Below are 25,358 nucleotides of genomic sequence, written 5' to 3'. Positions count from 1 at the left end.
CGGCGGCTGCGAGCGTCGTTCAAGACGGCAGGTTCCCGCGTTGGCGCCGGCGACCGTTCACGAGGCGTGCGGCGGCGCGGTCGCGGGGGATTTGTAGGTCTTCTCGCCCGCGAGAATCTCCAGGTCCACGCGATTGCCCTCCGGCGGCAGCGGGCAGGTCGCGAACGCGGTGAACGCGCACGGCGGGTTGTAAGCCTTGTTGAAATCGACGGTGACCTTGCCTTGCAGGTTCGGCCGCGGCACGTCCAGGAACCGGCCGGCGCTGTAGCTGGTGTGGCCGCTGGTGCGATCGGCGAACACCAGCATGAGTTCGTCGCCGCCTTGGTCGAGCGCCTCGATGCGGTAAGTGCGTCCGTCGCGCTCGAACTCGACCGCGCCGGGATTGGGCGTGGCTTCGACGTGGCCGATGATGTTGGCCACCTCGATGGTCTTGCCGGGCGGATGGGCGACGAACTTGGCCGTGATCTTCCAGTCTTCCTGCGCCGGCCAGTAGTCGATGCCGTTGAACGCGATCCGCGCCGGCGCTTCGGCGTGACGCACGCGCAGGTAGTACTTGTCGCCGCGCTCGATCACGGTCAACACGCCCTTGCCTTCGTCGAAACCGATCTTGCTGGGACCGGCCGGATAGTCGTCGGCGAGCAGATTGACCGAACCCTTGAGCGGCTGATCGTTGAAGGTCAACGCCACGCTGCTTTCCGGCACGAAACGCAGGCGGTCCTTGTCCAGGGAAATCATGCCGATGTGCTCCGGCCCCATCGACAGGCGGATGCCGTTGTCGGGATCGCTGCCGAAGTAGTGCGAACCCTGCTCGACGGGATGCAGTCCGATCAAGCTGGTCCAGCCGTCGGGCTTGAGCAGCGATTCGCGGCGCTGTTCGCGCCACAGTTGCTCGTCGCGGGCGAAGTTGTCGCCGGCCTGGGCCACGCTGGCGGCCTGGCGCTGACGCGCGGCCTGCTGCTCGGGCGAATCGCAGCCGGCCAGCGCAGCCAGCAGCAATGCCGCGCCCAGCAGCGGCGCGGAGGAACGTCGGAACAACGGACGGACTGCGGACATCATCAACGCCCTCGCAAGAACCAGCGGTCGATTTCGGGCAGGCTGAAACGCGCCCAGGTGGGACGCCCATGATTGCATTGGCCGGAGCGCTCGGTCGCCTCCATTTCGCGCAGCAAGGCGTTCATCTCGGGCAAAGTGAGACGCCGGTTGGCGCGCACCGCGCCATGGCAGGCCATGGTCGAAAGCAGTTCGTCGCGGGCCGCGGCGACCCGGCGCGATTCGCCGTGCTCGCGCAGATCGGCCAGCACGTCGCGCAACAGCGCCTCGACGTCGCCATGGGCCAGCAGCGCCGGCACCGCGCGCAGGGTCAGCGATTGCGGGCCGCTACGGGTGACCTCGAAGCCGAGTGCGATCAAGGTGGCTTCCTCGCGCTCGGCGACCTCGGCCTCGCGCTCGGACACCGCCAGGCTGGCCGGCACCAGCAGGGGCTGGGTGCGCAGGCCTTCGCCGTCGTGCGCGTGCTTGAGTTTTTCGTAGCCGATGCGCTCGTGGGCGGCGTGCATGTCGACCACGATCAGGCCTTCGGCGCTTTCGGCAAGCACGTAGATGCCGTGCAACTGGGCGATCGCGTAACCCAACGGCGGCAAGGTGTCGTCGTCGCCGCGCGGCAACGCCGACAGCGGCATGCCCGGGGACGGCGAGGCGTAGGCGCTGCCGGAACCGGCATACAGTCCGGCGCCCGGCGCGGGACCGGACACCGTGCCGCCGCCGCTGCCGTACAACGCCGCATAACCCACGCGGGTTTCGCTGATCTGCAGACCCAGCGGCGCGGTCGGCCGGTACTGATACAGGTTCGACGGTGCGGCGCCCTCGCCGTTGGCCGAAGCGAACGGATCGCCGCCGCCCGGCACCTGCGCCGACGGCAAAGTGCCCGCGCGCGTTTGCGCCAGTGCGTCGTTGAGCGTGCGGTAGACGAAGTCGTGGATCAGCCGCGCGTCGCGGAAGCGCACTTCGTGCTTGGCCGGATGCACGTTGACGTCGACCCGGCGCGGGTCGAGTTCCAGGAACAGCACATAGGCCGGCTGACGCCCATGGAACAGCACATCGGCATAGGCCTGCTTGACCGCATGGGCGATGCTGCGATCGCGCACCGAACGGCCGTTGACGTAAAGGTATTGCTGATCGGCGCTGGCGCGGTTGTAGGACGGCTGCGCGATCCAACCGTGCAGGCGCAGACCGGCGCCGCTGTGGTCCACTCGCAACGCGTTCTTGGCGAATTCCTCGCCCAGGGCCTCGCCGATGCGCACGTCCGACAGGCCCATGTCGATCAAGTCGCCCTCGCCTTTCCAGCGCCGGGTGGCCTTGCCGTTGTGCGAAACGCGGAGTTCGACGTCAGGCCGCGCCAACGCCAGCTGGCGCAGCCATTCTTCGATATGGCCCAGCTCGGTGCGTTCGGCCTTGAGGAATTTGCGCCGCGCCGGGACGTTGAAGAACAGGTCGCGGACTTCGACCGTGGTGCCTTGCGGATGCGATTTTGGCGTGACTTCGCCGAGGCGGCCGCCGTCGATCTCCAGCACCGCGCCGCGGTCTTCGCCGATCCGCCGCGAGGACAGCGCGAAGCGGCTGACCGAGGCGATCGAGGGCAAAGCTTCGCCGCGGAAGCCCAAGGTGGTGACGCCCTCCAGATCGTCGAGCGAGGCGATCTTGCTGGTGGCGTGGCGCGAGACCGCCAGCGGCAGTTCGTCGGCGGCGATGCCGTTGCCGTCGTCGCGGATGCGGATCAAGCGCACGCCGCCCTCTTCCAGATCGATGTCGACCCGGCGCGCGCCGGCGTCGAGCGCGTTCTCGACCAATTCCTTGACCACCGACGCGGGCCGTTCGACCACCTCGCCTGCGGCGATCTGATTGATGAGGGTATCGGGGAGTTGGCGGATGCTCACAGGCGGCGTTTCGGTGCGCGGGGCGCCGTTGGGGAATGGGGATCGATGATAGCCGCTGGCCGAGGGTCGCCGCGATCCGGAGCTTGCGGTTTGGTGTGTTGCGCGGTGGTGGCTGGCCCCTCCAGCCCTCCCTCATCCGCTCTCCGGGCACCTTCTCCCGCAAGCGGGGTGAACGCGCGCAGCTTGCGAGCCACTGGCTCGCGTGCGCGTGGACGCCCAAACCGCTATGCGTTTGGGCCGGGGTCGGGCTTGGAGTGAGGACCAGCCCTCCCAAAACGAAGACGGCCCCGAAGAGCCGCCAATCAAAACCGTACCGAAGCGATACCAGAACCTCAGGGACTGCCACCACCGAACCCGCCCGGCGAAGCCTGCTGGGCCTCGGCACGCGCGGCGTACATCGTGCCCGGCGGCGGCTGACGGGTGAAATAGGTGTTGATCCCGCTCAGCACGGCGCGGGCGAGCGCGCGCTGATGACTCGGATCGGTCAGCCGGCGCTCTTCGTCCGGATTGGAGATGAACGCGGTTTCGACCAGCATCGCCGGCATGTCCGAGGTCCGCAGCACCGCGAAGTTGGCGCGCTCGATATGCGGCTTGTGGTTGTTGCCGACATCCTTGAGCCCGTCGAGCACGTGCCCGGCCGCGTCTTCGGAGGCCTTCATATGGCCGCTCTGGGTCAGGTCCAGCAGCACCGAGGCCAGGGTGTTGTCGGTCTGCTGCAGGCGCACGCCGCCGATCAGGTCGGAGGCGTTTTCCTTGTCGGCCAGCCAGCGCGCGCGCTGCGAGGACGCACCCTTGAGCGAGAGCACATACACCGAGGAACCCTTGGCGGCGCGGTTCTCGGCCGCGTCGGCATGGATGGAGACGAACATGTCGGCCTTGGCCTGACGCGCCAGGGCGGCACGCCGCGGCAGCGGGATGAACACGTCGCTGTCGCGGGTCATGTAGGCCTTCAGGCCCGGGGTGGCGTTGATCTGGCGCGCCAGCTCGCGGCCGATCGCCAGGGTTACGTCTTTTTCGCGCTTGCCGGTCAGGCCGATCGCGCCGGGGTCCTGGCCGCCGTGGCCGGGATCGATGGCGATGATCAACGGGCGCATGCCGCGGCCGCGCATCACGTCCTTCATGGTCTTGACCGCACCCGGCGGCGGCACCGCTTCGGGCGCCATCGCGGCGGGCGCCATCGCGGCAGCCGAACCGGGCACCGGCGCGGGAACACCGGTGGCGACGCGCGTGGGCACGCCGGTGGCGATACGGGTCGGCACGCCGGTCGCGACCGTGTTCGGCACCGGCGCCTGGGCGGCCTGTTCGAACACGGCCTGATTGGCGGCTTGCTGAGCGGTGTTGTGTACCGGCGCCGACGCGGTCGTCGCCACCGCGGCGGCGGGCGGAGCCGTTACGACGGAGGCCGGTGGCGGCGCGCTGGCGGGAGCCGTCGGCGCGGCCGCTGGCGATGTGGTCGGATGGGTCGCGGCGGCGCGTGCGGCCAATTCGGCGATCAGTTTCTGGGTTGCGGCGTTGGACGCGGCGGTCGCCTCGGCTTCGCTCGGAGCCGAGGCCGGCGGCTGGGCCGCGACGACGGCGGCAGGCGACGCGCTCGGCGGCGCGACCGCCACCGCCGCGGCGGTTTCGCTGCCGTCGCCCGGCCATTCCAGCACCAGACGCGCGCCCGAAGCGCCCTGCTCGATCCGCGGCTTGAGCACCGCGACCGGCTGGGCCAGGTCGAACACGATCCGCGCCGTACCCGGCTGCGGCTCGCCGCTGCGCACGGATTTGATGATGCCGGCGCCGGCTGGAAGCTTGACGCTCTTGCCCAGGCGCGAGGCGGGCAGATCCACGACCAGGCGATCGGGGCCCTTGAGGCTGATGACTTTGTATTCGCCGGCACCGTCGAGAACGATCTCGGCGCGGGTCCCGGTTGCGCCGTTGTGCAGCTCCAAGCCCTTGATTTCACTGGCGTGCGCGAGATTCCAAGCCAGCGCCGCGAGCAGCGCCAAGCCAAGCAGGAATTTCTGAACGGTGACCCCTTTTACTCGCATGGGTGTAAGTCAAGCACCGGAATTGATGAATTGCAAGTATTTTTCCCTTGCAAATCCGGTACCTGCCGCTACTTCCTATGGAATCATTCAGGAGTCGGTCGCAAACGCCCGCTAACCGGTCGCCCCGGCCAGGGCCTCCAGCCAGGCCGAACCGGCCCCAGTGACGGCGCTCAGTTCGGCCCGCCGCCCCGCCCCGTCGACCGCCAGATCGATGCGCAGATCCGCCGGCGGCAGCCAGCCGCGGCCGCGTTCGGGCCACTCGATCAGCCACAGCGTGGCCTCGCCGCCATCCAGGCCGAGGAATTCCAGCTCGCCCGCATCGCCGATCCGGTACAGGTCCAGATGCCAGGCCTCGCCGCCTTCGGCGAGCGGATAACGTTCGACCAGGGTGTAGGTCGGGCTGCGGATCGCGCCGCGCACGCCGAGTGTGCGCAACAACGCACGCGCCAGAGTGGATTTGCCCGCGCCCAGATCGCCGTGCAGATGCGCTTGCAGAGTCGGCATCGGCGAAAGCGTTGCGCGCGCGGCGGCGAGCGCGGCGCCCAATGCGTCGGTGGCCTCGGCATCGGCCAGGTTCAACACCAGCGATCGCGATGAAGTCGTCGAAGCGGATTGAGAAGGCGCTTGAGAGTTCATCGCATGCATCATCGCGTATCGGTGGACGGATTGGCGTGGCGGCGCAGCCACGGCATCAGGTCGCTCGGCAACAGACCGCGTTCGCCGCCGTCGCGCGCCGCCTCGTCGCCGGCGACCGAATGCAGCAAGGCGCCGCAACTGGCCGCATCGAACGCGTTCAATCCTTGCGCGCGCAATGCGGCGATCGCGCCGCTGAGCACATCGCCCATGCCGCCCACGGCCATGCCCGGATTGCCCGCGCCGATCACCCGCACCGCGCCGCCGGGCGCGGCGATCAAGCTGCCGGCGCCCTTGAGCACCACCGTGCAGCCGTAGTGTTCGGCGAGCGCGCGTACCGCGGAAAAACGCTCGGCCTGCACGCGCGCGGTGTCGCTGCCGAGCAGACGCGCGGCCTCGCCCGGATGCGGCGTGAGAATCGTATCGGCCGACAACCAACGCGGCTGCGCGGCGAGCAGATTGAGCGCGTCGGCGTCCAGCAACAACGGCTTGCCGCTGTCGATCGCCGCCGAAAGCAGCTGTTTTCCCCAGTCTTTCTGACCCAGTCCCGGGCCGATCGCGATCACGTCCGCCGCCTCGATCGCCGCGCGCAGATCCTCGGCGCTCTCCACCGCGCGCGGCATCGCCTCGGGCAGACGCGCCAGCATCGGCGCCACATGCGCCTCGCGCGTGGCCGCATCGACCAGCCCCGCGCCGCTGCGCAGCGCCGCTTGCGCGCACAGCAGCAGCGCGCCGCCATGGCCATGATCGCCGCCGACGCACAACACGCGGCCGTTGCGGCCCTTGTGGCTGTCGCGACGTCGCGGCCGCAGCCAGCGCCGCATATCCGCGGCCTGCAGCCATTCGGCGATCGGATGGGCGTGGTAATGCGCGGGCTCCAGGCCCAACGTCGCCAGACTCAGAGCGCCGACATGATCCAGCGCCGCACCGGTGCGCAATCCGCCTTTGCGCGCGATGAATTCGATGGTGCGATCGGCCACCACCGCCGCGCCTTCGACTGCGCCGCGATCGGAATCCACACCGCTGGGCGTATCCAGCGCGAACACCGGCGCGCCGTGGGCGTTGATCGCGGCGATCAGATCGGCGGCGGCGCCTTCCGGCGGCCGCTTCAGGCCGATGCCGAACAAGGCGTCGACGATCGCATCGGCCGGCGGCAGCGCGCCGTCGAACTCGACGGTGCGGCCACCCGCGGCCTCGTATTCGCCGGCCGCGCGTTGCGCGAGCTTGCCGCGTGGCGCGTGCTCGCGCAGCCGGATCGCGCAAACGCGGCGCCCGGCCTGGTGCGCGTGCAGCGCCATCACATAGCCGTCGCCGCCGTTATTGCCGGGGCCGCAGACCACCAGCAGCGAATAGGCCTGGCTCCAGCGCTCCAGCCATTCCCGCCACGCCGCCTCGCCGGCGCGGTGCATCAGCGCATAAGCATCGCCCAGTTCGGCCGCCGCCGCGGTTTCCACCGCGCGCAGGGCCGCCGCGTCGAACAGGCAGCACTGGGACAGGGGCGCAGCGGACGAGGTCACAGCAGATTCGCGGGTCGAGGACATGCCGCGATTCTATACTTGCCGCATCGTGAGCCAGCCCGACGCCCGCCCCGCCTCGCCCGACACCGCCGCCGCGCCCGACTACGCGGCGTTGGCCGCGCGCATCCGTCAGATCGCGAGAGAGTTCGGTTTCCAGCGCTGCGGCATCAGCGGCGTCGAATTGGGCCAGGACGAGGCCTATCTGCTGGACTGGCTGGAACAGGGCCTGCACGGCTCGATGGATTGGATGGCGCGGCACGGCGATCTGCGCGCCCGCCCCAGCGCCTTGCTGCCGGGCACGGTGCGGGTGATCTCGGTCGGGCTCGACTACGGCCGCCGCGACGACGAGGACGCCTGGGCCACCCTGGCCGATCGCGAACGCGCCTATGTCGCGCGCTACGCCCTGGGTCGCGACTACCACAAGCTCATGCGCCAACGCCTGCAACGGCTGGCCGACCGCCTGGCCGAACTGGTCGGGCCGTTCGGCCATCGCGTGTTCGTCGATTCCGCACCGGTGCTGGAACGCGCGTTGGCGCGCAACGCCGGACTGGGCTGGATCGGCAAACACACCTGCCTGATCGACAAGGACGGCGGCTCGTGGTTTTTCCTCGGCGAGATCTACCTCGACCTGCCCTTGCCGGTCGATACGCCGGCGACCGCGCACTGCGGCACCTGCACGCGCTGCATCGACGTCTGCCCGACCCAGGCCATCGTCGCGCCGCACCGGCTCGATGCGCGGCGCTGCATCGCCTATCTGACCATCGAACACGACGGCGCGATTCCGCTGGAACTGCGCGAACCCATCGGCAACCGCATCTTCGGTTGCGACGATTGCCAGTTGGTCTGCCCCTGGAACAAATTCGCCCAGCGCACCGACGAGCCGGACTTCCGCGCGCGCAACGACCTGGACAAGGCGACCCTGGCGCAATTGTTCGCCTGGGACGAAGCGGAGTTCCTAAGCCGCACCGAAGGCTCGGCGATCCGCCGCAGCGGGCATGAGCGGTGGCTGCGCAATATCGCGGTGGCGCTGGGCAATGCGCCGGATTCGCCCGAAGTCGTCGCGGCGCTGCGCTCGCGGCGCGAGCATTCCAGCGCAGTGGTGCGCGAGCATGTCGAATGGGCGCTGGCGCGGCATGGAATTTCGTAAAACCGCGCCGCAACCGGCCTGCAAAAACCTCGCAAGGTTTCGATGAATCACCAGGTCTTTTGTGGGAGGGGCTTCAGCCCCGACGCTCTTCGGCCGATTCACAGTGATCTGACACAAGAGCGTCGGGGCTGAAGCCCCTCCCACAAAAGACCTCGCGACATCCACCTCGTACCAGATCCGCTCAGCCTCGCAGCTTGCGCAACAGCTCGCGCGTCACCGGATCCTCGGCTTCGGCCTCGCCGGCCAGCGCCGGCAACAAACGGCTGGCGACTTGCTTGCCGAGTTCCACGCCGAACTGATCGAAGGCGTTGATGCCCCAGAACACCGATTGCAGATACACGCTGTGTTCGTACATCGCCAGCAACGCGCCGAGCGAGGCCGGAGTCAGCGCGTCGAGCAGGATCGTCGTGCTCGGCCGTCCGCCGGCGTAGGCGCGATGCGGATCGTCGCTGCTCTGGCCGTTGGCGAAGGCTTCGGTCTGGGCCAGCAGATTGGCGTGCAGCGCGCGATGGTTCTGCGGATACGGCGCGTCGGAGTGGATCACGCCGATGAAGTCGGCCGGAACGATCGAAGTGCCCTGGTGCAGCGCCTGGAAGAAGCTGTGCTGGGTGTCGGTGCCCACCCCGCCCCACCACACCGGCACGGTGTCGCCGCTGACCGGCGAGCCGTCCAGGCGGGTGGATTTGCCCAGGCTTTCCATCACCAACTGCTGCAGATAATTCGACAACAGCCTGAGGCGGTCGTCGTAAGCCAGCACCGCCTGGGTCGCATAGCCCAGGCCGTTGCGGTTCCAGATCGCGGTCAGCGCGTGCCAGGCGGCGAGATTGCGCTCCAGCGGCGTTTCCAGCACGTGCGCGTCCATCCGCGCGGCGCCGTCGAGGAATTGTTCGAACTGGTCCATGCCGATCGCCAAGGCGATCGGCAGACCCACCGCCGACCACAGCGAATAGCGACCGCCGACCCAATCCCACATCGGCAGGATGCGTTCGGATGGAATGTTGAACGCGCTCGCGGCGCGCTCGACATTGGCGCTGATCGCGTACAAACGCGAGTCGTCGCCGAGCCAATCGCGCAGAATCCCGCCGTTGAGCAGGGTTTCCTGCGTACCGAAGGTCTTGGAGATCAACAGCGCCGCGGTGCGCTTGGGGTCCAGCCCGGCCAGCGTGCGCTGGGCCGCGTGGCCGTCGACGTTGGACAGGAAATGCACGCGGAAGCGGCCGGGCGTGGCGCCGGTCAGCGCGTCCGCGGCCAGGCGCGGACCGAGGTCGGAGCCGCCGATGCCGACGCTGACGATGTCGGTGACCTCGCTCGCGGCGAGTTTGTCGATCACCGCGCGCATCTGCTTGCGCGCGGTCAGCGCCTGCTGATGCGCGGCGCGTGCGGTGTCGGTCGAGGACAGATCGCCGCGCAGCGCGGTATGCAGCGCCGGGCGGCCTTCGGTGACGTTGACGATCTCGCCGTCGAACAGCGCGCGCAGGCGCTGAACGCTGCCGGCGTCGGCGGCCGCTCGCTGCAGCCAGGCCAGTGCGTCGCGGTCGTAGTGCTGGCGCGCGAAGCTGGCGTAGAGCGGGCCGACCTGGATCGCGAAATCCGCGGCGCGGGCCGGGTCCTGGGCGATCAGTCGGGCCAGCGGGGTGACAGCGACGCGCCCGACCTCGGCGCGCAGCTCGTGAAGTCGGACGTCATCGCTCATCGTGCGAGAGGCTCTTGTTGAGGATCGATCAGGCGGCTTGAGCCGGCATCGAATGGTTGGTGTGGGTCAGCTGGTTGTGCCGGTCCACGTAGACCAGGGTCGGCTTGTACTTGGCCGCCTCGGCTTCGTCGCAGATACCGTACGCGCAGATGATGACCAGATCGCCGGGCTGGGCCTTGTGGGCCGCCGCACCGTTGACCGAGATCACCCCGCTGCCTTCTTCGCCGCGGATGGCGTAGGTGGAGAAGCGGTGGCCGCTGTTGATGTTGTAGATGTGGACCATCTCGTACTCGCGGATGCCCGAGATATCGAGCAGACGGCCGTCGATCGCGCAGGAGCCTTCGTAATGCAACTCGGCGTGGGTGACGGTGGCGCGGTGGATCTTGGCCTTGAGCAGGTTCAGTTGCATGGTCGTTACTCGTGGGTCCGCAGGCGCGCGGGCGCGAAGGGCCTGAAGTCTAGCAGCGCATGGCGCGCTGCAACATGGGCGGGGGCCATGGTCGGCGGAACGGTGCTTTCCCGTCCAGCCCGGCCGGCCCGGCCCTGTTCAGGCGGTGAATTCCAGGTTGTCGATCAGGCGGGTTCGGCCCAGACGGGCCGCGATCAGGGCCACCCGGGCCGCATTGCCCGCCGCCGCAGCGGACTCGGGCAGGGTCAGATCGGTGCGCCGGACCGCCGCGTAGTCGACCGCGAAGCCGGCCGCGGCCAGACGTTGCGCCGCTTCGGCCTCGACCGCTTCGCGCGGCCGGCCGTCCTGAACGGCCTCGCGCATGCCCTGCAGAACGCGATGGATTTCGGCCGCGCGCGGGCGCTCGTCGGCCGAGAGGTATTGATTGCGCGAGCTCAGCGCCAGCCCGTCGGCCTCGCGCTGGGTCGACGCGGCGACGATTTCGATCGGGAAGGCCAGATCGCGAACCAGATAGCGGATCACCGCGAGCTGCTGGAAATCCTTGCGGCCGAACACCGCCACATCGGGCTGGACCTGATTGAACAAACGCGCGACCACGGTCGCCACGCCGTCGAAATGGCCAGGACGGTGCGCACCCTCCAAGGTCTCGGTGACTTGCGGGACTCGGATCGACACGGTGTTGTCGGCGCCGTACGGGTACATGGTCTCGACCGAAGGCAGCCACAGCAGATCGCAGCCGGCCGCGCTCAATCCTTCGGCGTCGGCTTCGGGCGTGCGCGGATAGCGGCTGAAATCCTCGTTCGGGCCGAACTGGGTCGGATTGACGAACACGCTCGCCACCACCCGGTCGGCGCGCTCACGCGCCAACGCGATCAGCGAGTGATGGCCCGCGTGCAGATTGCCCATGGTCGGCACGAAGGCGATGCGCTCGCCGGCGCGGCGCCAGGTTTCCAGGGTCGAACGCAGGGCGTCCAGTTGATCGACGGTCAGCATGCGGTACTCGTGGTTGAACGGCGCCACTCCGTGCGCGACGAAACCCGGGCCAGTCCCTGCCGGAGGATGCTTGGATGGATGATGCTTGCTTCAAGCGCGATATCGGGTCGGGCGCCGAAGATTTCCAGCGCCCGGCCGCGATCAGTCGTAGGAGTGCGAAGCGTCCGGGAACGCGCCGCTGCGCACGTCGTCGGCGTAAGCGCGGAACGCGCCCTCGACCGAGCCGCCCTGCGCCAGGAAATCCTTGACGAATTTAGGCCGGCGATGGCCCGAGTTCACGCCGAGCAGATCGTGCAGCACCAGCACCTGGCCGTCGCAATGCGGACCGGCGCCGATGCCGATGGTCGGAATGGCCAGATCGGCGGTGATCGCGCCGGCCAGGCCGGTCGGCACGCATTCGAGCACCAGCAAGGCCGCGCCGGCCTGCGCGACCGCGCGCGCGTCGCCGCGCAATTTGTTCGCGGTGACGTCGTCGCGCCCCTGCAGCTTGTAGCCGCCCAGGCGCAGCACCGATTGCGGAGTCAGCCCCAGGTGCGCGCAGACCGGAATCTCGCGTTCGACCAGGAAGCGGATCACGTCGAGTTTGTGGCCCGCGCCTTCGATCTTGACCATCGCCGCGCCGGCTTGCAGCAGCGCGGTCGCCGCGTCCAGCGCGCGCTCGGGCGTGGCGTCGGATTGGAACGGCAGGTCCGCGACCAGCAGCGCCTTGGACAGGCCGCGCGCGACGCAGGCGGTGTGATAGACGATGTCGGCGGTGGCGACCGGTAAGGTGCTGTTGTGGCCTTGCACGACCATGCCCAGCGAATCGCCGACCAACACCACGTCGATACCCGCAGCATCCATCGTGCGGGCAAAACCCGCGTCGTAGGCGGTCAACATGACGAGCCTGCGGCCGTCGCGCTTGGCGTCGGCGAGCATGGGCACGGTCCAGGCTTTGCGTTTTTCTTGGGCGTTGGCGTCGGTCGGAGCCGAGGTATACATGGCGATTCGTCCGGTGGCGACGGACGTCGTGGGGAGAGCGCCATAACTTAACAGGTTGCCGCGCCGACGCGACCCTCACCGGCGGAACGCTGTCGGCCCGCCTTACGCGGACAACCGGGGCCGCCGCGGCGGTTCGCGCGAAGACTCGGCTGTGCCGATCCGGCTCGCGCCGGTCAACGATCGTCCGGCCCGAGCGCCTGGATCGCGCCGATATCGATTCCGGCCAGCGCCTCGCGCGCCAGGCCGACGCCGGCGATACGGACCTGCGGGGCGATCTCCAGCAGCGGCACCAGCGCGAACGCGCGCTCGTGCAAATGCGGATGCGGCACGTGCAGGCCGGGTTCGGCGATGGTCGCCTGGCCGTACAACAGCAGATCCAGGTCCAGCGTGCGCGGCCCCCAGCGGTCGCTGCCGTCGGCGCGGCGCGAACGCCCGGCGTCGCGTTCGATCTCCAGCATCGCCGCCAACAAGTCGCGCGCCGGCAAGGCGGTCTCGAGTGCGGCCACGGCGTTGAGGAAATCGGGCTGGTCGGTCTGACCCCAGGCCGGCGTGCGGTACAGCCGCGAGGCCTGGCTCAGACGGGTGCGCGGCAATGCATCAAGCGCCCGCAAGGCCGCGCGCAACACCGCGGCGCTGTCGCCGAGGTTGCTGCCGAGACCGACGTAGGCGGTCGTGGTGGGAGAAGAATCGATCACGCTCATCGTTCCGGCCAAGCGCAGAGCGCATCGGGAAAGTGAAGGCTGCCGCGGTGGAAGCCGCGCGCTGGACCAGCAGCCGCCGGGGCTTCGTGGTTCGAAGCGATCGGCTTTCCGGCGAGCCTGCCGCGAACCGGCCTGTCGCCGAACCGCCGATCCGAGGCCCGCCGGTTCCCGAACCGATCGCTCGGGAACCGACCCGGCGACTTACTCCGAAGCCACCGGAGCGCCGCGACGGCGACGGCGGCGCTTGCGCGGCGCGCGGCCGTCGCCTTCTTCGCCGTCCTCATCGTCGGCCGCGCGCGGCTGCGCTTCGGCCTGGGCCAGCAGCTCGTTCGGATGCGCCTGCGCTTCGCGCCAGAACGTCACGTCGCCGGCATGTTCCTCGGAGGCGGCCATGCGCAGCACCAGGAAATCGAACGCGGCGCGGAAACGCGGATGCGACAACAGGCGGAACACGCGCTTGCGCTGACGTTGCTGGAAACGCGACTGCAGCAGCCAGATCTCCTGCATCGGCAGCGAGAAACGACGCGGCAGCGCGATGGTGGCCAGCTGATGCAGGGTGACCCGATCGGCGGCGCGACGCTGCGCCTCGGCGGTGTGCACGCCCTGCGCCTGCAGGCCCATCAAGTCGCGGCAATACGCCGGCCACAGCAGCAAGGCGAACAAGAACGCCGGCGAGACCGGTTCATCGGCCGCCACCCGCGCATCGGTGCCCTTCAAGCCTTCCAGCAACATCCGGCGCAAGGCGCCGCTGCGGTTGGATTTGAGCGCGGCGGCGCTTTCCGGCAGCAGCGCCGACAGCAGGCCGTAACGCTCCAGGCCGAGGAAACTCTCCACCGCGTGACCCGACAGGAACAGCTTCAGGCACTCTTCGAACAAACGCGCCGGCGCAGCATCGGCCAGCAGCGACGCCAGGTGCGGAATCGGCGCGGCGGTCGCCGCTTCGATCTCGAAACCGAGCTTGGCCGCCAGACGCACCGCGCGCAGCATGCGCACCGGATCTTCGCGATAGCGCGTTTCCGGATCGCCGATCAGGCGCATCAGACGGTTCTGCACGTCTTCGAAGCCGCCGGTGTAATCGCGCACCGAGAAATCCTCGACCGCGTAATACAGCGCGTTGGCGGTGAAGTCGCGGCGCACCGCATCGTCTTCGATGCTGCCGTAGACGTTGTCGCGCACCAGCCGGCCGCCGGTATCGGTCTCGCGATCGCCGCTGCCGTCGTCGCTGTTGGCGCGGAAGGTGGCGACCTCGATGATCTCGCGGCCGTAGACCACGTGAGCCAGACGGAAGCGCCGGCCGATCAGGCGGCAGTTGCGGAACAGCCCCTTGACCTGCTCGGGCGTGGCGTCGGTGGCGACGTCGAAGTCCTTCGGATGACCGCCGACCAGAATGTCGCGCACCGCGCCGCCGACCAGGTAGGCGCCGAAGCCGCTGTCGCGCAGGCGGTAAAGCACTCGCAACGCGTTGGGGCTGATCTCCTTGCGCGAGACGTTGTGCTGGTCGCGCGGGATAACCCGTAGCGAGGTCTTGGGAGTAAGTGAGGAATTGTCGGCTTGCATCGAGCGCGGGCGCGCCGCCTTCTAGAAGTTTCGTGGGTCCAACCGTTGCCCGAGGCTACGGCGGCGCATATACTAGCAGGCCGCATCGGGTTGAGAGTCCGTGCGATCCGCCCCCAACCGCCTTCCATCGGCCTGCCTGACCCGCAGACCCGGCTCGCGACTGGCGGATGAACCACCTGCTCCCTTCGTCTAGAGGCCTAGGACGTGGCCCTCTCAAGGCTAAAACACGGGTTCGAATCCCGTAGGGAGCGCCAAATATGCGACCTGGTCGCAGGAAAAGCCCGCGGAGACGCGGGCTTTTTCGTTGTGGGCCGTTCCGCAGCGCGGCGCTGGCCCGCCGTTCGACCGTCCACGAGGGTTTTCGACCGCGGTCGCGAATACAGCTGTTCGAACAGTTCCATTTTCATCGTTACCCGCTTCGCAGCTTCGCGATCGCCCGGCAATCGGCCAATCCTTGTCTTGGGCGCGCACGATGCGAGTGGCTACACTATCGACCGCCCGGCCTGCTTGTACCGGACCACATATCAGGACCCAGCCATGCCCTTCGTCGTCACCGAGAATTGCGTCAAGTGCAAGTACACCGACTGCGTCGAGGTGTGCCCGGTGGACTGTTTCCATGAAGGCCCGAACTTCCTGGTGATCGACCCGGACGAATGCATCGACTGCACCTTGTGCGAGCCCGAATGCCCGATCAACGCGATCTATCCAGAGGACGACGTGCCCGCCGGCCAGGAAGCCTTCGTCGCGCTCAATGCCGAACTGGCCAAGGCCTGGCCGGTGATCACCACGCGCAAGGACGCCCTGCCCGATGCCAAGGAATGGGAAGGCAAGCCGGACAAGATCGATCTGATCGAGCGCTGACGCCGCGCCACCATCCGGGCCCGGGCCGATCAGCGCGGCTTTTTATCCGGATAACGCTGGATCAGCAGGTAATCGCTGTTGCTGCCCCAGCGCGGCGCGTCCTTGTTCAACTGGATGCACGGCGTACCCGCGCACGAGGTCACGCCGATCCGGGTGAACGCCTCGGCGAGTTCGGCGCGTACCTGCGCGGCGGCGGTGCGATCGCGCGCCTGCTGGTACTGGCGATACTCGAAATTCAGCAAGATCGCGCCACCGATCACCAGCAACGCCATCGCGCCGGCCACCGCGGCATAGGCGACGATCACCGCCTTGCGCGTGCCCGCCGCGACCGAGTCCTGCGCCTGCGCCAGCGCCTGGCTCGCCCCGCCCAGTCGCTGCGAGGCGCTCGCCACCACCCGTTCGTACTGCTCGGCGCCCTGACCGAGGCTGGAATCGAGCCCCTGCTGGACCGATTGCGCGACCCGCGTCGCCGCGCCGTCCATCACCTGGCCCAGGTCGCCGCGAATCCGCCCCAAGGCCTGTTCCAGAACCTGAACAGCCTGTTGCTGCTCCTGCACCGCCGCCTCGGACCGGCGCTCAAGGGTTTCGGCCAACAGCGCCAACCGCTTGGCCGTGTCCACCAGGGTCGAGAATTCCTGCTCCATTCGTTCAATCCTTAACGCCGTCATTGGCCGGACGCCTGCCCGGATCGGTGGCCGGATTATCGGCCATCGCCCGTCCCTACAGTGCAGTAACGCAACTTGTTCCCACTAACGGTCCGCGCTAGATTCGCGCAGACCCAACAACGCCAAGCAAAGGACCGCAGTCATGGCCGTCGCTATCGAAACCTCGCCCCCGCCGCCGCCCGAATCGCGCCAGTTCTCCGCTGCGACCCTGTATGGCCCCAGCGGCCATCCCAGCTCGTCGGATATCGAACAGAACTCGCTCGGCGACTGCTACTTCGTCTCCTCGCTGGGTTCGTTGGCGCAACAGCAGCCCGAACGGCTGGAAAACGCGATCAAGTACAACGCTGAGAAGGGCACGTTCACGGTCACGCTCTACAGGGAACACGATCCTGGCTGGTTCAAGGACAACGTGACCAAGGCGGTCGAGGTCGAAGTGACCCAGCGCGAAATCGAGGGCAACCTCTCCCGCCGCGGCGGCAGCACCGTCGACGGCCATCCGGGCCAGAATTCGCCGATCTGGCCGGCGGTGATGGAAACCGCCTACGCCAAGATGCACGACCGCAACCCCAAGGACGGACTGCAGCAAGGTTACGACAAGATCGCCAACGGCGGCTGGCCGGCCGATGCGCTGTACACGCTGACCGGCGTGCACGGCAAGACGCTCGACGCCGACGACTTCGACGACATGGGCATGGAGAAGTCCTTCAAGCGCCTGGACACCGCGCTCAAGGAACACCGACCGGTCACTCTGGCGACCAAATCCGAAGACACCCACATTTTCTCAGCCGACGCCCCTCAGGACGGCTTGGTCGATCGCCACGCCTTCATGGTCGAGCGCGTCTACAAGAACGAACGCAACGAGGTCATGCTGCAAGTACGCAACCCCTGGGGCCACAACGAGCGCATAAGCGAAGGCCCCGGCTCACCCAACGCCAGCATCTCGGTCAAGCTCAAGGATATCGTCGATGGCGGCGGCCTGAACAAGATCGACATCGGCCCGGCGCCTTCACAGCAGCCGAAGGTCAAGGTAGCCAGCGCCGAAACCGGCGACCGCCATCTCGACTCGATGCTGGCCAGCCTGGACAACCCGGCCGCGCTGAAGCAGTCGATGCGCGATCTGGCCGCCTCGCCCGACGGCCAGCAGTTCGCCGCCACCGGCCGCAGCCAGCTCAACGATCAGCAGCAAGCCGCCGCCGCGCCGCAACCCGAAGAAGTCGCCTCGCCCGCCCGCGGACCGTCGATGCGCGCCTGAGCGCGCAGCGCACGGCCTCGCCCCTTGGAGTTCGCGGCATGACCGGCCTCGGATCAAGATTGCTCAAAATCCTCGTGACGACCCTGCTGCTTTGCTGCGCGGGTTGCACTTTCGCAAAGGACTCACCCATGTTGTTAGACAAGATTCCCCACAACGCCGACGACGCCGTACTCAGCGCCGATCAGCACGGCGAACAGCAGGCCGCGCTGGAGAATGCGCTGACCGAACTGTGGGAAGGCCAGTACCGCATCGTCGCCAAGCGGTTCTTCCTCTACAAGGCACGCCCGCAGTGGGTGGTGCTCGACAGCTACACCGGCAACCACATCCAGGACGAGTTGGGCGGCAAGCGCGAGTTCGCCAAGACCGGCGCGGCCGGCTTCGACGGCGTGAGCGTGTGGAAGATCGGCTTGCTGAGTCCGCAGCGCGTGGCCGTGGCGATGGGCTACGACCGCTTGCCCGACGGCGGCGCGGTGTACGGCTACTTCGAAGTCGAGAAGGAATAAGCGCCGGCGCGATCGCCGCGGCGGCTGTCGGCGCGGCGATCGGATCGGCATTGCGACGCGGCGCATTCGCGTGTCGGCGAAACGCTCGCGGCGGCCGCTTACCGCGTCCGTCGCCGATAGTTCCGCATAACCTGTTGCCCGGCGCGGCCGATCGCGCCGCGCCGTCCGCGCGGCACGGCGAAGGTTCATCCGGCGCCGCCTAGACTCGCGGCGAGCCCCTTCCGCCGCCTCCGCCATGTCCAAGCTCCTGCCGTTCGGCCTGCTGCTCACCCTGTGTCTGACGCCGGCGGTGACCGGCGCGCAGCATCGCGGTTTCGATCTCTCGCAACTGGATCTGTCGCAGTTGGACCTGTCCCAGCTCGACCCGGCCGCGATCATGGCCAGCGCCAACGATACGGTGATGCGCGCGCCCGACGGCAACATCGACGAGCTGTTCCAGGCGCTGCACCGCGCCTCGCGCGTGCCCGACGATGCCAGCACGCTGTGCGCGCTGTTCGACCCGAGCGCCGACCGCAGCGCGCAGGCGCTGATGGCCGCGGCGCAGAATCTGGGCCCGGACAGCCGTCAGCGTTTCAGCAATGCGCTGATCAATATCGCCGCGACCGGGCTGCAAAGTCCGCGCCAGAGCTTCGATGCCGCCGCGGCCAAGCAGACGCTCAAGTCGGCAGGCGCCAAGGCGATGATCCTGCACGACGGTTTCGCCGCCGGCTTGAACGCAGACGGCGACGACGGCGCCGCGCGCCAGGCGCGCTGCCGCTCGTTCGGCTGGCTGCTCGATGCGCTCAAGGATCTGCCGATGGATCAGCGCGCGGCGGCGACCCGGCTGATGTTGAACGAAGGACTGACCCGGCTGGCGCCGCGTTGAGCGGCATCGCTACCTGATACAAAAGCGTCGGGCCTGAAGGCCCTCCCACAAAAATATTCGTGGCTTGCGACAGCTGTCGTCGGAGAACCTTCAGGCCCGTCGTAGCCTTCGAAGACTTTTGTGGGAGGGCCTTCAGGCCCGACGCTCTTCGACCAACCAGCCAATACTTGCGCAAACGAAAACGGGCGCCGAGGCGCCCGTTTCCGATTCCGGCCGAAGCCGGCGCGAATCGATCAACGACCGCCCAGCGTGCCCTTGAGGCTGGCGATCAGCTTGGTCGGCGCCTCGCCTGTGGCCGGCAGGCCGCGCGGATCGACCGCCGACACGTAGGTGCCGGCTTCCACGCTGCTCACGCGGACCAGGAAGTTGCTGCCTTCGTAGTTGACGTCGAACGCGCCCAGCAACTGCGCGCGGCTGGCGACGGTGAGCCCTTCGACCTTGCCCAGCGCATCGCCGACCTTGCCGAACACCTCATCGCGGTTGCCGCTGACGGTGAAACCGATCGCCGAAGACGCCGGCGCGCCCGGAGCGGCCTGGGTCGGACGCGAGGCGGCCACACCCGACGCGGTGGCCGAGGCGCCACCCGGAATAGCCATGGCGCCGTCGGTACGCGGCTGGTCCAGATCCGGCGGCACTTCCAGCGGGCGGTTTTCCGGCGCTTCGGCATAGAGCTTGTTGCCCTTGCGGAACCAGCTGCAGCCCGACGTGGCGACCAACACCAGCAACAGACCGGCGACGACGGCACGGGACAGAGAAACATTGGAACGCATGGGCATCTCCTGCAAGGGTTCAGGCCGCGAGCGTGTCGCGGCAGAGGTGTTCGAGTTGCGCGACCAGCGCGGCGGCTTGCCGCGCGGCCTCGTGATGGACGGCCGACAGCGGCTGCAACGGCAGTCGCAGGCCGTGGCCGATGTTTTGCGCAGCCAGCAGCGCCTTGACCGGAATCGGGTTGGGCTCCAGAGCGAGGAAATCGTAGGCCGGACGCAGACGCGCGTCCCAGGCTTCGGCCTCGCCGCGGCGACCGGCGCCGGCCAGGTCGGCCAAGCGGCGGAACGCGGCCGGCAGCACGTTGGAACCGACCGAGACGATGCCGTCGGCGCCGGCCAGGATCGCACGGCAGGCGGTCGGGTCGTCGCCGCTGAGCACGGCGAAGTCGTCGGACTTGAACGCCAACAGGCCGGCCATGCGTTGCGGATCGGCGACCGCTTCCTTGATCCCGACGATGCCCGGATGACCGGCCAGCGCGCCGACCGTCTCCGGCAGCAGATCGCAACCGGTGCGCCCGGGCACGTTGTAGAGCACGATCGGCAAGGCGCCGTCGTCGGCGATGGCGCGGTAATGGGCCTGCAGACCGGCCTGGGTCGGCCGCACGTAAGGCGGAGTCACCACCAGCGCCGCGTCGGCGCCCAGGGCGGCCACGCGGCGGGTGAGTTCGATGGTTTTTGCGGTGTTGGACAAGCCGGTGCCGGCCAGCACCGGAATGCGTCCGCCGACCTGTTCCACCGCGGTGCGCAGCAAAGTGTCGTATTCGGCATCGTACAGCGCGGCGGCTTCGCCGGTGGAACCGGCGACCACGATCGCCTGGGTGCCGCCTTGCAACTGGAGCGCCAGCAGCGCGCGCCAGGCGTCCAGATCGAGTTCGCCCGACGCGGTGAACGGCGTCGCCAGCGCGGTGATGCTGCCGGAAAGTCGCAAGTGAAGACCTATCTGAGTGAAAGGCCGCTACCGCAACAGCTGCGGAGCGGACGGAGACCAAAACCGAAACGGCGCACGAACCGGGCACCGGGCGAAAACCCGACCCGTGTCGGTTTGCCGCCAAAGCGGGCGCCCGGGCACGAAACCGTGCCGGCGCGCCGCCATACACCCGGCGATGTTACTTGCGGCGCGAAAGCGCGGGCAAGTATGCTGCCTCACAGCGCGGCCCGGGCCCGGGCCGCCGTTCATTTCCGAGCCTTACGCTCCCCTTGCAGGCGCCGCCTTGACCGACTCCGCTTCCCGGCCGTCGCCGAACGAAAATCACCTCCTGATCAACGCCTATACGACGCATCCGGAGTCGCCGCTGCTGTCGGTGACCCGCCGGATCGCCGATTCGGGCTGCAATCTGGTCGACGCTCGCCTGTCCACGGTCGGCCGCGACGTCTCGGTCACCGCGCTGGCGGTGGGCTCCTGGGACGCGGTCGCCAAGCTGGAAGCCATGCTCACGCGCCTGGAGCGCGAGGAAGGCCTCAAACTGGTGTGGTACCGCACCGGCGCCAAGCAGGTGCAGTCCAATCTGTTGCCCTACATCGTCGAAGTGGTCGCCGCCGACAAGCCCGGGATCCTGTTCCAGCTGGCGGATTTCTTCGATCGCCAGGGCATCACTATCGAAAGCCTGCACTGCTCGCGCTACCGCGCGATGCAGACCGGCGCGGATATGTTCTCGGCCCAGATCACGATCGGCGTACCCTCGAGCATGCACATCGCCGCGCTGCGCGACGATTTCCTCGAGTTCTGCGACCATCTGAACCTGGACGCCATCATGGACCCGATGAAGTTCTGACTATGCTCGATACCGGCGATCGCGCCTACGGCGGCAAAGCACCCACACTCGAACTGGCCCTGTCCAGCGGCGAAACCGTCAAGATGAAGGACTACGCCGGCGGCTGGCTGGTGTTGTACTTCTACCCCAAGGACAGCACGCCCGGCTGCACCACCGAAGGCCTGGACTTCAACGCGCTGCTGCTCAAGTTCAAGAAGCTCGGCGCCACGGTGCTGGGCGTGTCGCGCGACTCGATCAAGTCGCACCAGAACTTCTGCGCTAAACAGGGCTTCAAGTTCGACCTCGTCAGCGACAAAGACGAAACCTTGTGCAACGCCTTCGGCGTAATCAAGGAAAAGAGCCTGTACGGCCGCAAATACATGGGCATCGAACGCAGCACCTTCCTGATCGACCCGAAAGGCGTCATCGTGCAGTCATGGCGCCCGGTGAAAGTCGCCGGGCATGCCCAGGCCGTACTCGACTCGCTCAAAACCCAATCTGACGCATAAGCGCGGCAGAGGAAGCCACCACTCAGTGAGCCCCCGGATTCCCACGATCGCACGCCGTCCCGCCCCGCGGGCCACGGCGGCGCTGCCGTGCGCGATCGCCCCAGCCATCCGCACCGAAGCCATCCGTAACAAAGCACCATGCGGCACTTTTCCCCCGGCGTCGCCCGACGCCAATCTCCAGCGGAGCTGTCGATGACAAGAAGCAAGCGCATCTATGTGCTGGATACCAACGTGCTGATGCACGATCCCACCGCGCTGTTCAAATTCCAGGAACACGACGTCTACCTGCCGATGCAGGTGATCGAGGAACTCGACAACGGTAAGAAAGGCACCTCCGAGGCCAGCCGCAACGCGCGCCAGGTCAGCCGTTTCCTCAATGAGCTGATCCAGGCCGAAGGCACCGACAAAATCAGCACCGGCATCACCCTCAACCGCCCGCAGGGATTGCAACTGCGCGGCGCGCAGAGCATCGGCAAACTGCGCTTCCAAACCGGCTCGTTCGATGCGGGCAAGCGCTTCAGCGCGGTGATCCCGGACAACCAGATCCTCGGCGCGATCCTGGCGTTGCAGGAGCAGGAACCCGGCGTGCCGGTGGTGTTCGTCTCCAAGGACATCAACCTGCGGATCAAGGCGTCGATCGCCGGGATCGTTTCGGAAGACTACGAAAACGATCGCGCGCTCGACGATTTCAGCCTGCTCTACACCGGCGCGACTGCGCTGCCGGACGATTTCTGGACCCGCCACGGCAAGGACCTGAAGTCCTGGACCGAGAAGGGCCGTACCTATTACGAAATCAACCGCACGCAGGACGACGACTGGTATCCGAACCAGTTCCTGTTCCTGCCCGGCGACGACGAATCCGAGCTCAAGGTCGCCAAGGTCGGCGAAGAACGCGTCACTTTGCAGATCGTCGACGATTTCCGTCATAATCAACACGCTGTGTGGGGCATCATCGCGCGCAACCGCGAGCAGAACTTCGCCCTCAACGCCTTGATGGACCCGGAGATCGACTTCGTCACCCTGCTCGGCACCGCCGGCACCGGCAAGACCTTGCTCGCACTGGCCGCAGGCCTGGCGCAGACCATGGATCAGCAGCGCTATCGCGAGATCATCATGACCCGCGCCACGGTCAGCGTCGGCGAGGACATCGGCTTCCTGCCGGGTACCGAGGAAGAAAAGATGACCCCGTGGATGGGCGCGCTGACCGACAACCTGGAAGTGCTGACCCACAACCAGGACGGCGGCGCCTGGGGCCGCGCGGCGACCAACGACCTGCTGGCTTCGCGGATCAAGATCCGCTCGATGAACTTCATGCGCGGCCGCACCTTCCTGAGCCGCTGGCTGATTCTGGACGAGGCGCAAAACCTCACCCCGAAGCAGATGAAGACCCTGATCACCCGCGCCGGTCCCGGCACCAAGATCGTCTGCCTGGGCAACGTCGAACAGATCGATACACCGTACCTGACCGAGACCACTTCGGGTCTGACCTATGCGGTGGATCGCTTCAAGGGTTGGGCGCACAGCGCGCACGTGACCTTGCGTCGCGGCGAGCGGTCGCGCTTGGCGGATTACGCTTCGGAAGTGTTGTAAGCCCGCTCGGACTCCGCGTCTAACGCTGAGCGACAAAAACAGAGACCGGCGCGATGCGCCGGTCTTTGTTAATGCTCAAATCCACGTGCACCGATAGCCACGTGCGCCGATAGCGAAGAGTCGATCAGCTTCCCGGCACGCGGCAGCAAGTCGCCGTAGCCTTGTATGCGATCCCGCTGAGCAACGAGCCCACCAGATCGCACTTCCATCCCTTGGGCTGGCCGTCGACCACCAGGGGTTCAGACCCGCTGACCGTCAAACCCAACGGGCCAGAACACGAACCGCTGGTAGCCGTATATCCGGTTGTGCAGTTGAGGGTGCGGGTCTGCAGACCTCCCAGCAAATCCAGGAAACCGCTTTGCTGGGCGACGCTGCAATCCAACGCAGTGGCCGTGGGCTCCTTGAAATAGCCGGTGACGTCCACGACCAAGTCGCTTTGCCGTTGGGTATAGACGCTGAATTGCTTGTCACACCCAGGACGACAAAGTTTGACATGCGACTCATTCGATGCGACAGGGCCATTGTAGTTCAAGCTAGCTGCCACCGGCCTGGGCTCGTTGGACGGATACGCAGTGAAATAGCCCAGCTGTTGCGCATTTACGGAAGCGATCTTGACCGTTATCGCGGACACATTAGCGGGTAGACCGCAATTCGTCGCGTCGCCGCCCTGACTCGCGAAATCGGTAGCGGTAAAAGAATTGTAGCCGCGGGTTGAGTCAGCAGCCAACGGGCCGCCCACGATTCTGGTATCGATGATTCTGCACGGCGTCAGCGGCGTGTAAACCAGATCCGTCCCAGGGCTTCCGAATGCGGTCGGCGTTACCCCAAGCGCTGCGGATTTGCCGACCGCTGCGGTCTCGACCGAGCCGGCGCCGCCGAGCAAAGCCTGCGTCATGCTTTGAAAATCTTCAGCGCTGGCCGCACGCTCAAGGTTGGCGATATCCGCCGTCTTGAAGGTCCCTTCCATGCGTTTCGCCCAGCCGCTAGCCGCAGCGCCGTAGGTTTTCTCCACATAAGGCGTCCAACGGGCAGCGATGGTGTTACCCAGCTCGGCACGCATCGTTTCCGGCGCCAAGCCGCTATCGTTGAAGACGGCCCAGTTCACGCCCAAAGCTATCGCCGGCGTGCCTACGATCAACAGTCCTAGAAGAATCTTTCCTTTAATCATCATTGGAATCGCCCTTTTGCTTGCGTAGACGAGAACGAGCGCGTCAAGACGCGGGAAGACATCCATAGCTTCATCACCCTCCATCGAGGGCGAGCGCGCTAAGCGCTGTCGCATGGATAGTTCATCGGACGACTACGCGGCAATGTCCGCTTTTGCTAACAGATTTCGTAGTAGCCATGACGGTGCGCATGTCTGGCGCATCAACCAGACGATCTCGTGTGACACATCACACAGTCTCATGCCCCGCGTTATCGAATCTGTACCAATAGAGACAGGTTTCGCTATCGGGTTAGCGATCACAGATGCATTATCGATGTGCCCACAGGGGGGAATCGTCATGCCTGCATTGCCGGAGCGGATTCGCCGAGCCCGCGCATTATCCCGAACTTCGCAACTGGCGCTCGCACAGGCCGTAGGAGTCCAACGTAGTGCAGTAGCGCAATGGGAGCGCAGGGATGGAAGCAGCCCGTCCATGCATCATTTGATCGCTATTGCGACGGTGACCGGTGTTTGCCTTGAGTGGCTCGGGACCGGCCGTGGACTGATTCGCCCGGAACAGGACGAATGGACACTCGCTATGCAGTCGGGCGACTACGCACAGGATGACCTGGAAGAAGAGTGTTTGGCATCCCTGCGGAAACTGCCTTTCCAACTGCGTAAACAATTGGTCGCGACCATCTCGCTGGTGGCCAAAAACGCTTCCGGCCCGGAAACCAAACGCCCCCAACTCCGTCCACTCATGCCTTTGAACGAAGATTGCGCGCATGGCATCGACACCAGCGCAGCGCAGCGTCAGGCCGTCGTCCGATAGAATCGTTAAAATAGTATCG

The 25,358-nt window shown here is 67.1% G+C and carries 25 protein-coding genes, 1 tRNA gene and 1 pseudogene; 10 read left to right on the top strand and 17 right to left on the bottom strand.

The genetic code is table 11. The features are described 5' to 3' along the window. Positions 1-57: 57 nt before the first annotated feature. The 5 genes from ACTOWJ_RS17965 to ACTOWJ_RS17945 form a co-directional block, all read right to left on the bottom strand. Positions 58-1,056 (bottom strand): DUF1684 domain-containing protein, encoded by a 999-nt coding sequence (locus ACTOWJ_RS17965; protein ID WP_441335979.1) that lies wholly within the window; start codon positions 1,054-1,056, stop codon positions 58-60. After that, positions 1,056-2,933 (bottom strand): DNA mismatch repair endonuclease MutL, encoded by a 1,878-nt coding sequence (mutL, locus tag ACTOWJ_RS17960; RefSeq protein WP_441335978.1) that lies wholly within the window; start codon positions 2,931-2,933, stop codon positions 1,056-1,058. Before mutL ends, ACTOWJ_RS17965 begins: the two co-directional genes overlap by 1 nt. A gap of 332 nt (positions 2,934-3,265) precedes the next feature. Beyond that, positions 3,266-4,966, bottom strand: coding sequence for an N-acetylmuramoyl-L-alanine amidase (locus tag ACTOWJ_RS17955; protein WP_441335977.1), 1,701 nt, complete (start codon positions 4,964-4,966; stop codon positions 3,266-3,268). Between the two features lie 111 nt (positions 4,967-5,077). Continuing rightward, entirely contained in the window at positions 5,078-5,602 is a 525-nt protein-coding gene (gene tsaE / locus ACTOWJ_RS17950; protein ID WP_441335976.1) for a tRNA (adenosine(37)-N6)-threonylcarbamoyltransferase complex ATPase subunit type 1 TsaE, read from the bottom strand. An 8-nt stretch (positions 5,603-5,610) separates the two neighbouring features. Next, entirely contained in the window at positions 5,611-7,140 is a 1,530-nt protein-coding gene (locus ACTOWJ_RS17945; protein ID WP_441335975.1) for an NAD(P)H-hydrate dehydratase, read from the bottom strand. Here ACTOWJ_RS17945 and queG point away from each other — a divergent pair. Further along, on the top strand, positions 7,139-8,263 hold the full coding sequence (gene queG, locus ACTOWJ_RS17940) for a tRNA epoxyqueuosine(34) reductase QueG (RefSeq protein ID WP_441335974.1): 1,125 nt from the start codon (positions 7,139-7,141) through the stop codon (positions 8,261-8,263). The two genes, ACTOWJ_RS17945 and queG, sit on opposite strands and share 2 nt — an antisense overlap. Positions 8,264-8,332: 69 nt before the next feature. Here queG and ACTOWJ_RS17935 read toward each other — a convergent pair. From ACTOWJ_RS17935 to pcnB, 7 genes and pseudogenes are all read right to left on the bottom strand, one after another. Beyond that, positions 8,333-8,407: pseudogene (locus tag ACTOWJ_RS17935) on the bottom strand (DUF6053 domain-containing protein); the annotation flags it as partial. Between the two features lie 37 nt (positions 8,408-8,444). Further along, positions 8,445-9,956 carry a glucose-6-phosphate isomerase gene (gene pgi / locus ACTOWJ_RS17930; protein ID WP_441335973.1) on the bottom strand — a complete coding sequence of 504 codons (1,512 nt, stop codon included), beginning with the start codon at positions 9,954-9,956 and terminating at the stop codon, positions 8,445-8,447. A 28-nt stretch (positions 9,957-9,984) separates the two neighbouring features. After that, positions 9,985-10,365 carry an aspartate 1-decarboxylase gene (gene panD / locus ACTOWJ_RS17925; protein ID WP_123647667.1) on the bottom strand — a complete coding sequence of 127 codons (381 nt, stop codon included), beginning with the start codon at positions 10,363-10,365 and terminating at the stop codon, positions 9,985-9,987. A 138-nt stretch (positions 10,366-10,503) separates the two neighbouring features. Beyond that, positions 10,504-11,358 (bottom strand): pantoate--beta-alanine ligase, encoded by an 855-nt coding sequence (gene panC, locus ACTOWJ_RS17920; RefSeq protein WP_441335972.1) that lies wholly within the window; start codon positions 11,356-11,358, stop codon positions 10,504-10,506. A 141-nt stretch (positions 11,359-11,499) separates the two neighbouring features. Then, on the bottom strand, positions 11,500-12,339 hold the full coding sequence (panB, locus tag ACTOWJ_RS17915) for a 3-methyl-2-oxobutanoate hydroxymethyltransferase (RefSeq protein WP_441335971.1): 840 nt from the start codon (positions 12,337-12,339) through the stop codon (positions 11,500-11,502). A 173-nt stretch (positions 12,340-12,512) separates the two neighbouring features. Next, positions 12,513-13,031: a 2-amino-4-hydroxy-6-hydroxymethyldihydropteridine diphosphokinase gene (gene folK, locus ACTOWJ_RS17910; RefSeq protein ID WP_441336104.1), complete on the bottom strand. Its 519-nt coding sequence runs from the start codon at positions 13,029-13,031 to the stop codon at positions 12,513-12,515. A gap of 210 nt (positions 13,032-13,241) precedes the next feature. Continuing rightward, a complete protein-coding gene (pcnB, locus tag ACTOWJ_RS17905) occupies positions 13,242-14,597 on the bottom strand; it encodes a polynucleotide adenylyltransferase PcnB (RefSeq protein ID WP_441335970.1) in 1,356 nt (451 codons plus the stop codon). 178 nt (positions 14,598-14,775) lie between these two features. Here pcnB and ACTOWJ_RS17900 point away from each other — a divergent pair. Further along, positions 14,776-14,851, top strand: a tRNA-Glu gene (locus tag ACTOWJ_RS17900). 283 nt (positions 14,852-15,134) lie between these two features. After that, on the top strand, positions 15,135-15,458 hold the full coding sequence (fdxA, locus tag ACTOWJ_RS17895; RefSeq protein ID WP_441335969.1) for a ferredoxin FdxA: 324 nt from the start codon (positions 15,135-15,137) through the stop codon (positions 15,456-15,458). Positions 15,459-15,487: 29 nt separating this feature from the next. Here the strand turns inward: fdxA and ACTOWJ_RS17890 are convergent, their stop codons facing one another. Continuing rightward, positions 15,488-16,102 carry a hypothetical protein gene (locus ACTOWJ_RS17890; RefSeq protein WP_441335968.1) on the bottom strand — a complete coding sequence of 205 codons (615 nt, stop codon included), beginning with the start codon at positions 16,100-16,102 and terminating at the stop codon, positions 15,488-15,490. A gap of 163 nt (positions 16,103-16,265) precedes the next feature. Here ACTOWJ_RS17890 and ACTOWJ_RS17885 point away from each other — a divergent pair, with 163 nt between their 5' ends. From ACTOWJ_RS17885 to ACTOWJ_RS17875, 3 genes are all read left to right on the top strand, one after another. Continuing rightward, positions 16,266-17,375 (top strand): C2 family cysteine protease, encoded by a 1,110-nt coding sequence (locus ACTOWJ_RS17885; RefSeq protein ID WP_441335967.1) that lies wholly within the window; start codon positions 16,266-16,268, stop codon positions 17,373-17,375. 128 nt (positions 17,376-17,503) lie between these two features. Then, on the top strand, positions 17,504-17,878 hold the full coding sequence (locus tag ACTOWJ_RS17880; protein WP_441335966.1) for a hypothetical protein: 375 nt from the start codon (positions 17,504-17,506) through the stop codon (positions 17,876-17,878). 235 nt (positions 17,879-18,113) lie between these two features. After that, positions 18,114-18,743, top strand: a complete 630-nt coding sequence (locus ACTOWJ_RS17875) for a hypothetical protein (protein ID WP_441335965.1) — start codon at positions 18,114-18,116, stop codon at positions 18,741-18,743. On the opposite strand, the gene ACTOWJ_RS17870 is transcribed toward ACTOWJ_RS17875, so the two are convergent. Genes ACTOWJ_RS17870 through dapA form a run of 3 tightly spaced genes read right to left on the bottom strand, consistent with a single transcriptional unit; the run spans position 18,680 to position 20,438 of the window. Next, on the bottom strand, positions 18,680-18,973 hold the full coding sequence (locus tag ACTOWJ_RS17870; RefSeq protein WP_441336103.1) for a DUF6053 domain-containing protein: 294 nt from the start codon (positions 18,971-18,973) through the stop codon (positions 18,680-18,682). The two genes, ACTOWJ_RS17875 and ACTOWJ_RS17870, sit on opposite strands and share 64 nt — an antisense overlap. A gap of 3 nt (positions 18,974-18,976) precedes the next feature. Then, entirely contained in the window at positions 18,977-19,513 is a 537-nt protein-coding gene (locus ACTOWJ_RS17865; protein ID WP_441335964.1) for a hypothetical protein, read from the bottom strand. A 19-nt stretch (positions 19,514-19,532) separates the two neighbouring features. Then, on the bottom strand, positions 19,533-20,438 hold the full coding sequence (gene dapA / locus ACTOWJ_RS17860; protein ID WP_441335963.1) for a 4-hydroxy-tetrahydrodipicolinate synthase: 906 nt from the start codon (positions 20,436-20,438) through the stop codon (positions 19,533-19,535). A 283-nt stretch (positions 20,439-20,721) separates the two neighbouring features. Between dapA and ACTOWJ_RS17855 the strand changes: the two genes are divergently transcribed. From ACTOWJ_RS17855 to ACTOWJ_RS17845, 3 genes are all read left to right on the top strand, one after another. After that, complete coding sequence (locus ACTOWJ_RS17855) at positions 20,722-21,282, top strand: glycine cleavage system protein R (RefSeq protein WP_036115042.1); 561 nt, start codon at positions 20,722-20,724, stop codon at positions 21,280-21,282. Between the two features lie 2 nt (positions 21,283-21,284). After that, the gene (locus ACTOWJ_RS17850) at positions 21,285-21,770 is read left to right on the top strand and encodes a peroxiredoxin (RefSeq protein ID WP_441335962.1); all 486 of its coding nucleotides are present in this window, start codon (positions 21,285-21,287) and stop codon (positions 21,768-21,770) included. A 192-nt stretch (positions 21,771-21,962) separates the two neighbouring features. Next, positions 21,963-23,360, top strand: a complete 1,398-nt coding sequence (locus ACTOWJ_RS17845) for a PhoH family protein (protein ID WP_441335961.1) — start codon at positions 21,963-21,965, stop codon at positions 23,358-23,360. Between the two features lie 124 nt (positions 23,361-23,484). On the opposite strand, the gene ACTOWJ_RS17840 is transcribed toward ACTOWJ_RS17845, so the two are convergent. Continuing rightward, complete coding sequence (locus ACTOWJ_RS17840) at positions 23,485-24,642, bottom strand: hypothetical protein (protein ID WP_441335960.1); 1,158 nt, start codon at positions 24,640-24,642, stop codon at positions 23,485-23,487. Here ACTOWJ_RS17840 and ACTOWJ_RS17835 point away from each other — a divergent pair. Continuing rightward, the gene (locus ACTOWJ_RS17835) at positions 24,641-25,339 is read left to right on the top strand and encodes a helix-turn-helix transcriptional regulator (protein ID WP_441335959.1); all 699 of its coding nucleotides are present in this window, start codon (positions 24,641-24,643) and stop codon (positions 25,337-25,339) included. The two genes, ACTOWJ_RS17840 and ACTOWJ_RS17835, sit on opposite strands and share 2 nt — an antisense overlap. The last annotated feature ends 19 nt before the right edge of the window (positions 25,340-25,358 follow it).

The organism is Lysobacter sp. CA199 (assembly GCF_052078715.1).
In the GTDB taxonomy this organism is placed as follows: domain Bacteria; phylum Pseudomonadota; class Gammaproteobacteria; order Xanthomonadales; family Xanthomonadaceae; genus Lysobacter.
This window is presented reverse-complemented; position numbering and strand designations above follow the sequence as displayed.

Excerpts from the sequence above, each read along its gene's own strand:
- ACTOWJ_RS17965 (WP_441335979.1), bottom strand. The coding sequence starts at position 1,056 with ATGATGTCCGCAGTCCGTCCGTTGTTCCGACGTTCCTCCGCGCCGCTG.
- ACTOWJ_RS17955 (WP_441335977.1), bottom strand. The coding sequence starts at position 4,966 with ATGCGAGTAAAAGGGGTCACCGTTCAGAAATTCCTGCTTGGCTTGGCG.
- tsaE (WP_441335976.1), bottom strand. The coding sequence starts at position 5,602 with ATGAACTCTCAAGCGCCTTCTCAATCCGCTTCGACGACTTCATCGCGA.
- queG (WP_441335974.1), top strand. The coding sequence starts at position 7,139 with ATGCCGCGATTCTATACTTGCCGCATCGTGAGCCAGCCCGACGCCCGC.
- ACTOWJ_RS17945 (WP_441335975.1), bottom strand. The coding sequence starts at position 7,140 with ATGTCCTCGACCCGCGAATCTGCTGTGACCTCGTCCGCTGCGCCCCTG.
- pgi (WP_441335973.1), bottom strand. The coding sequence starts at position 9,956 with ATGAGCGATGACGTCCGACTTCACGAGCTGCGCGCCGAGGTCGGGCGC.
- panD (WP_123647667.1), bottom strand. The coding sequence starts at position 10,365 with ATGCAACTGAACCTGCTCAAGGCCAAGATCCACCGCGCCACCGTCACC.
- panC (WP_441335972.1), bottom strand. The coding sequence starts at position 11,358 with ATGCTGACCGTCGATCAACTGGACGCCCTGCGTTCGACCCTGGAAACC.
- panB (WP_441335971.1), bottom strand. The coding sequence starts at position 12,339 with ATGTATACCTCGGCTCCGACCGACGCCAACGCCCAAGAAAAACGCAAA.
- pcnB (WP_441335970.1), bottom strand. The coding sequence starts at position 14,597 with ATGCAAGCCGACAATTCCTCACTTACTCCCAAGACCTCGCTACGGGTT.
- fdxA (WP_441335969.1), top strand. The coding sequence starts at position 15,135 with ATGCCCTTCGTCGTCACCGAGAATTGCGTCAAGTGCAAGTACACCGAC.
- ACTOWJ_RS17890 (WP_441335968.1), bottom strand. The coding sequence starts at position 16,102 with ATGGAGCAGGAATTCTCGACCCTGGTGGACACGGCCAAGCGGTTGGCG.
- ACTOWJ_RS17885 (WP_441335967.1), top strand. The coding sequence starts at position 16,266 with ATGGCCGTCGCTATCGAAACCTCGCCCCCGCCGCCGCCCGAATCGCGC.
- ACTOWJ_RS17880 (WP_441335966.1), top strand. The coding sequence starts at position 17,504 with ATGTTGTTAGACAAGATTCCCCACAACGCCGACGACGCCGTACTCAGC.
- ACTOWJ_RS17875 (WP_441335965.1), top strand. The coding sequence starts at position 18,114 with ATGTCCAAGCTCCTGCCGTTCGGCCTGCTGCTCACCCTGTGTCTGACG.
- ACTOWJ_RS17865 (WP_441335964.1), bottom strand. The coding sequence starts at position 19,513 with ATGCGTTCCAATGTTTCTCTGTCCCGTGCCGTCGTCGCCGGTCTGTTG.
- ACTOWJ_RS17850 (WP_441335962.1), top strand. The coding sequence starts at position 21,285 with ATGCTCGATACCGGCGATCGCGCCTACGGCGGCAAAGCACCCACACTC.
- ACTOWJ_RS17845 (WP_441335961.1), top strand. The coding sequence starts at position 21,963 with ATGACAAGAAGCAAGCGCATCTATGTGCTGGATACCAACGTGCTGATG.
- ACTOWJ_RS17835 (WP_441335959.1), top strand. The coding sequence starts at position 24,641 with ATGGATAGTTCATCGGACGACTACGCGGCAATGTCCGCTTTTGCTAAC.
- ACTOWJ_RS17840 (WP_441335960.1), bottom strand. The coding sequence starts at position 24,642 with ATGCGACAGCGCTTAGCGCGCTCGCCCTCGATGGAGGGTGATGAAGCT.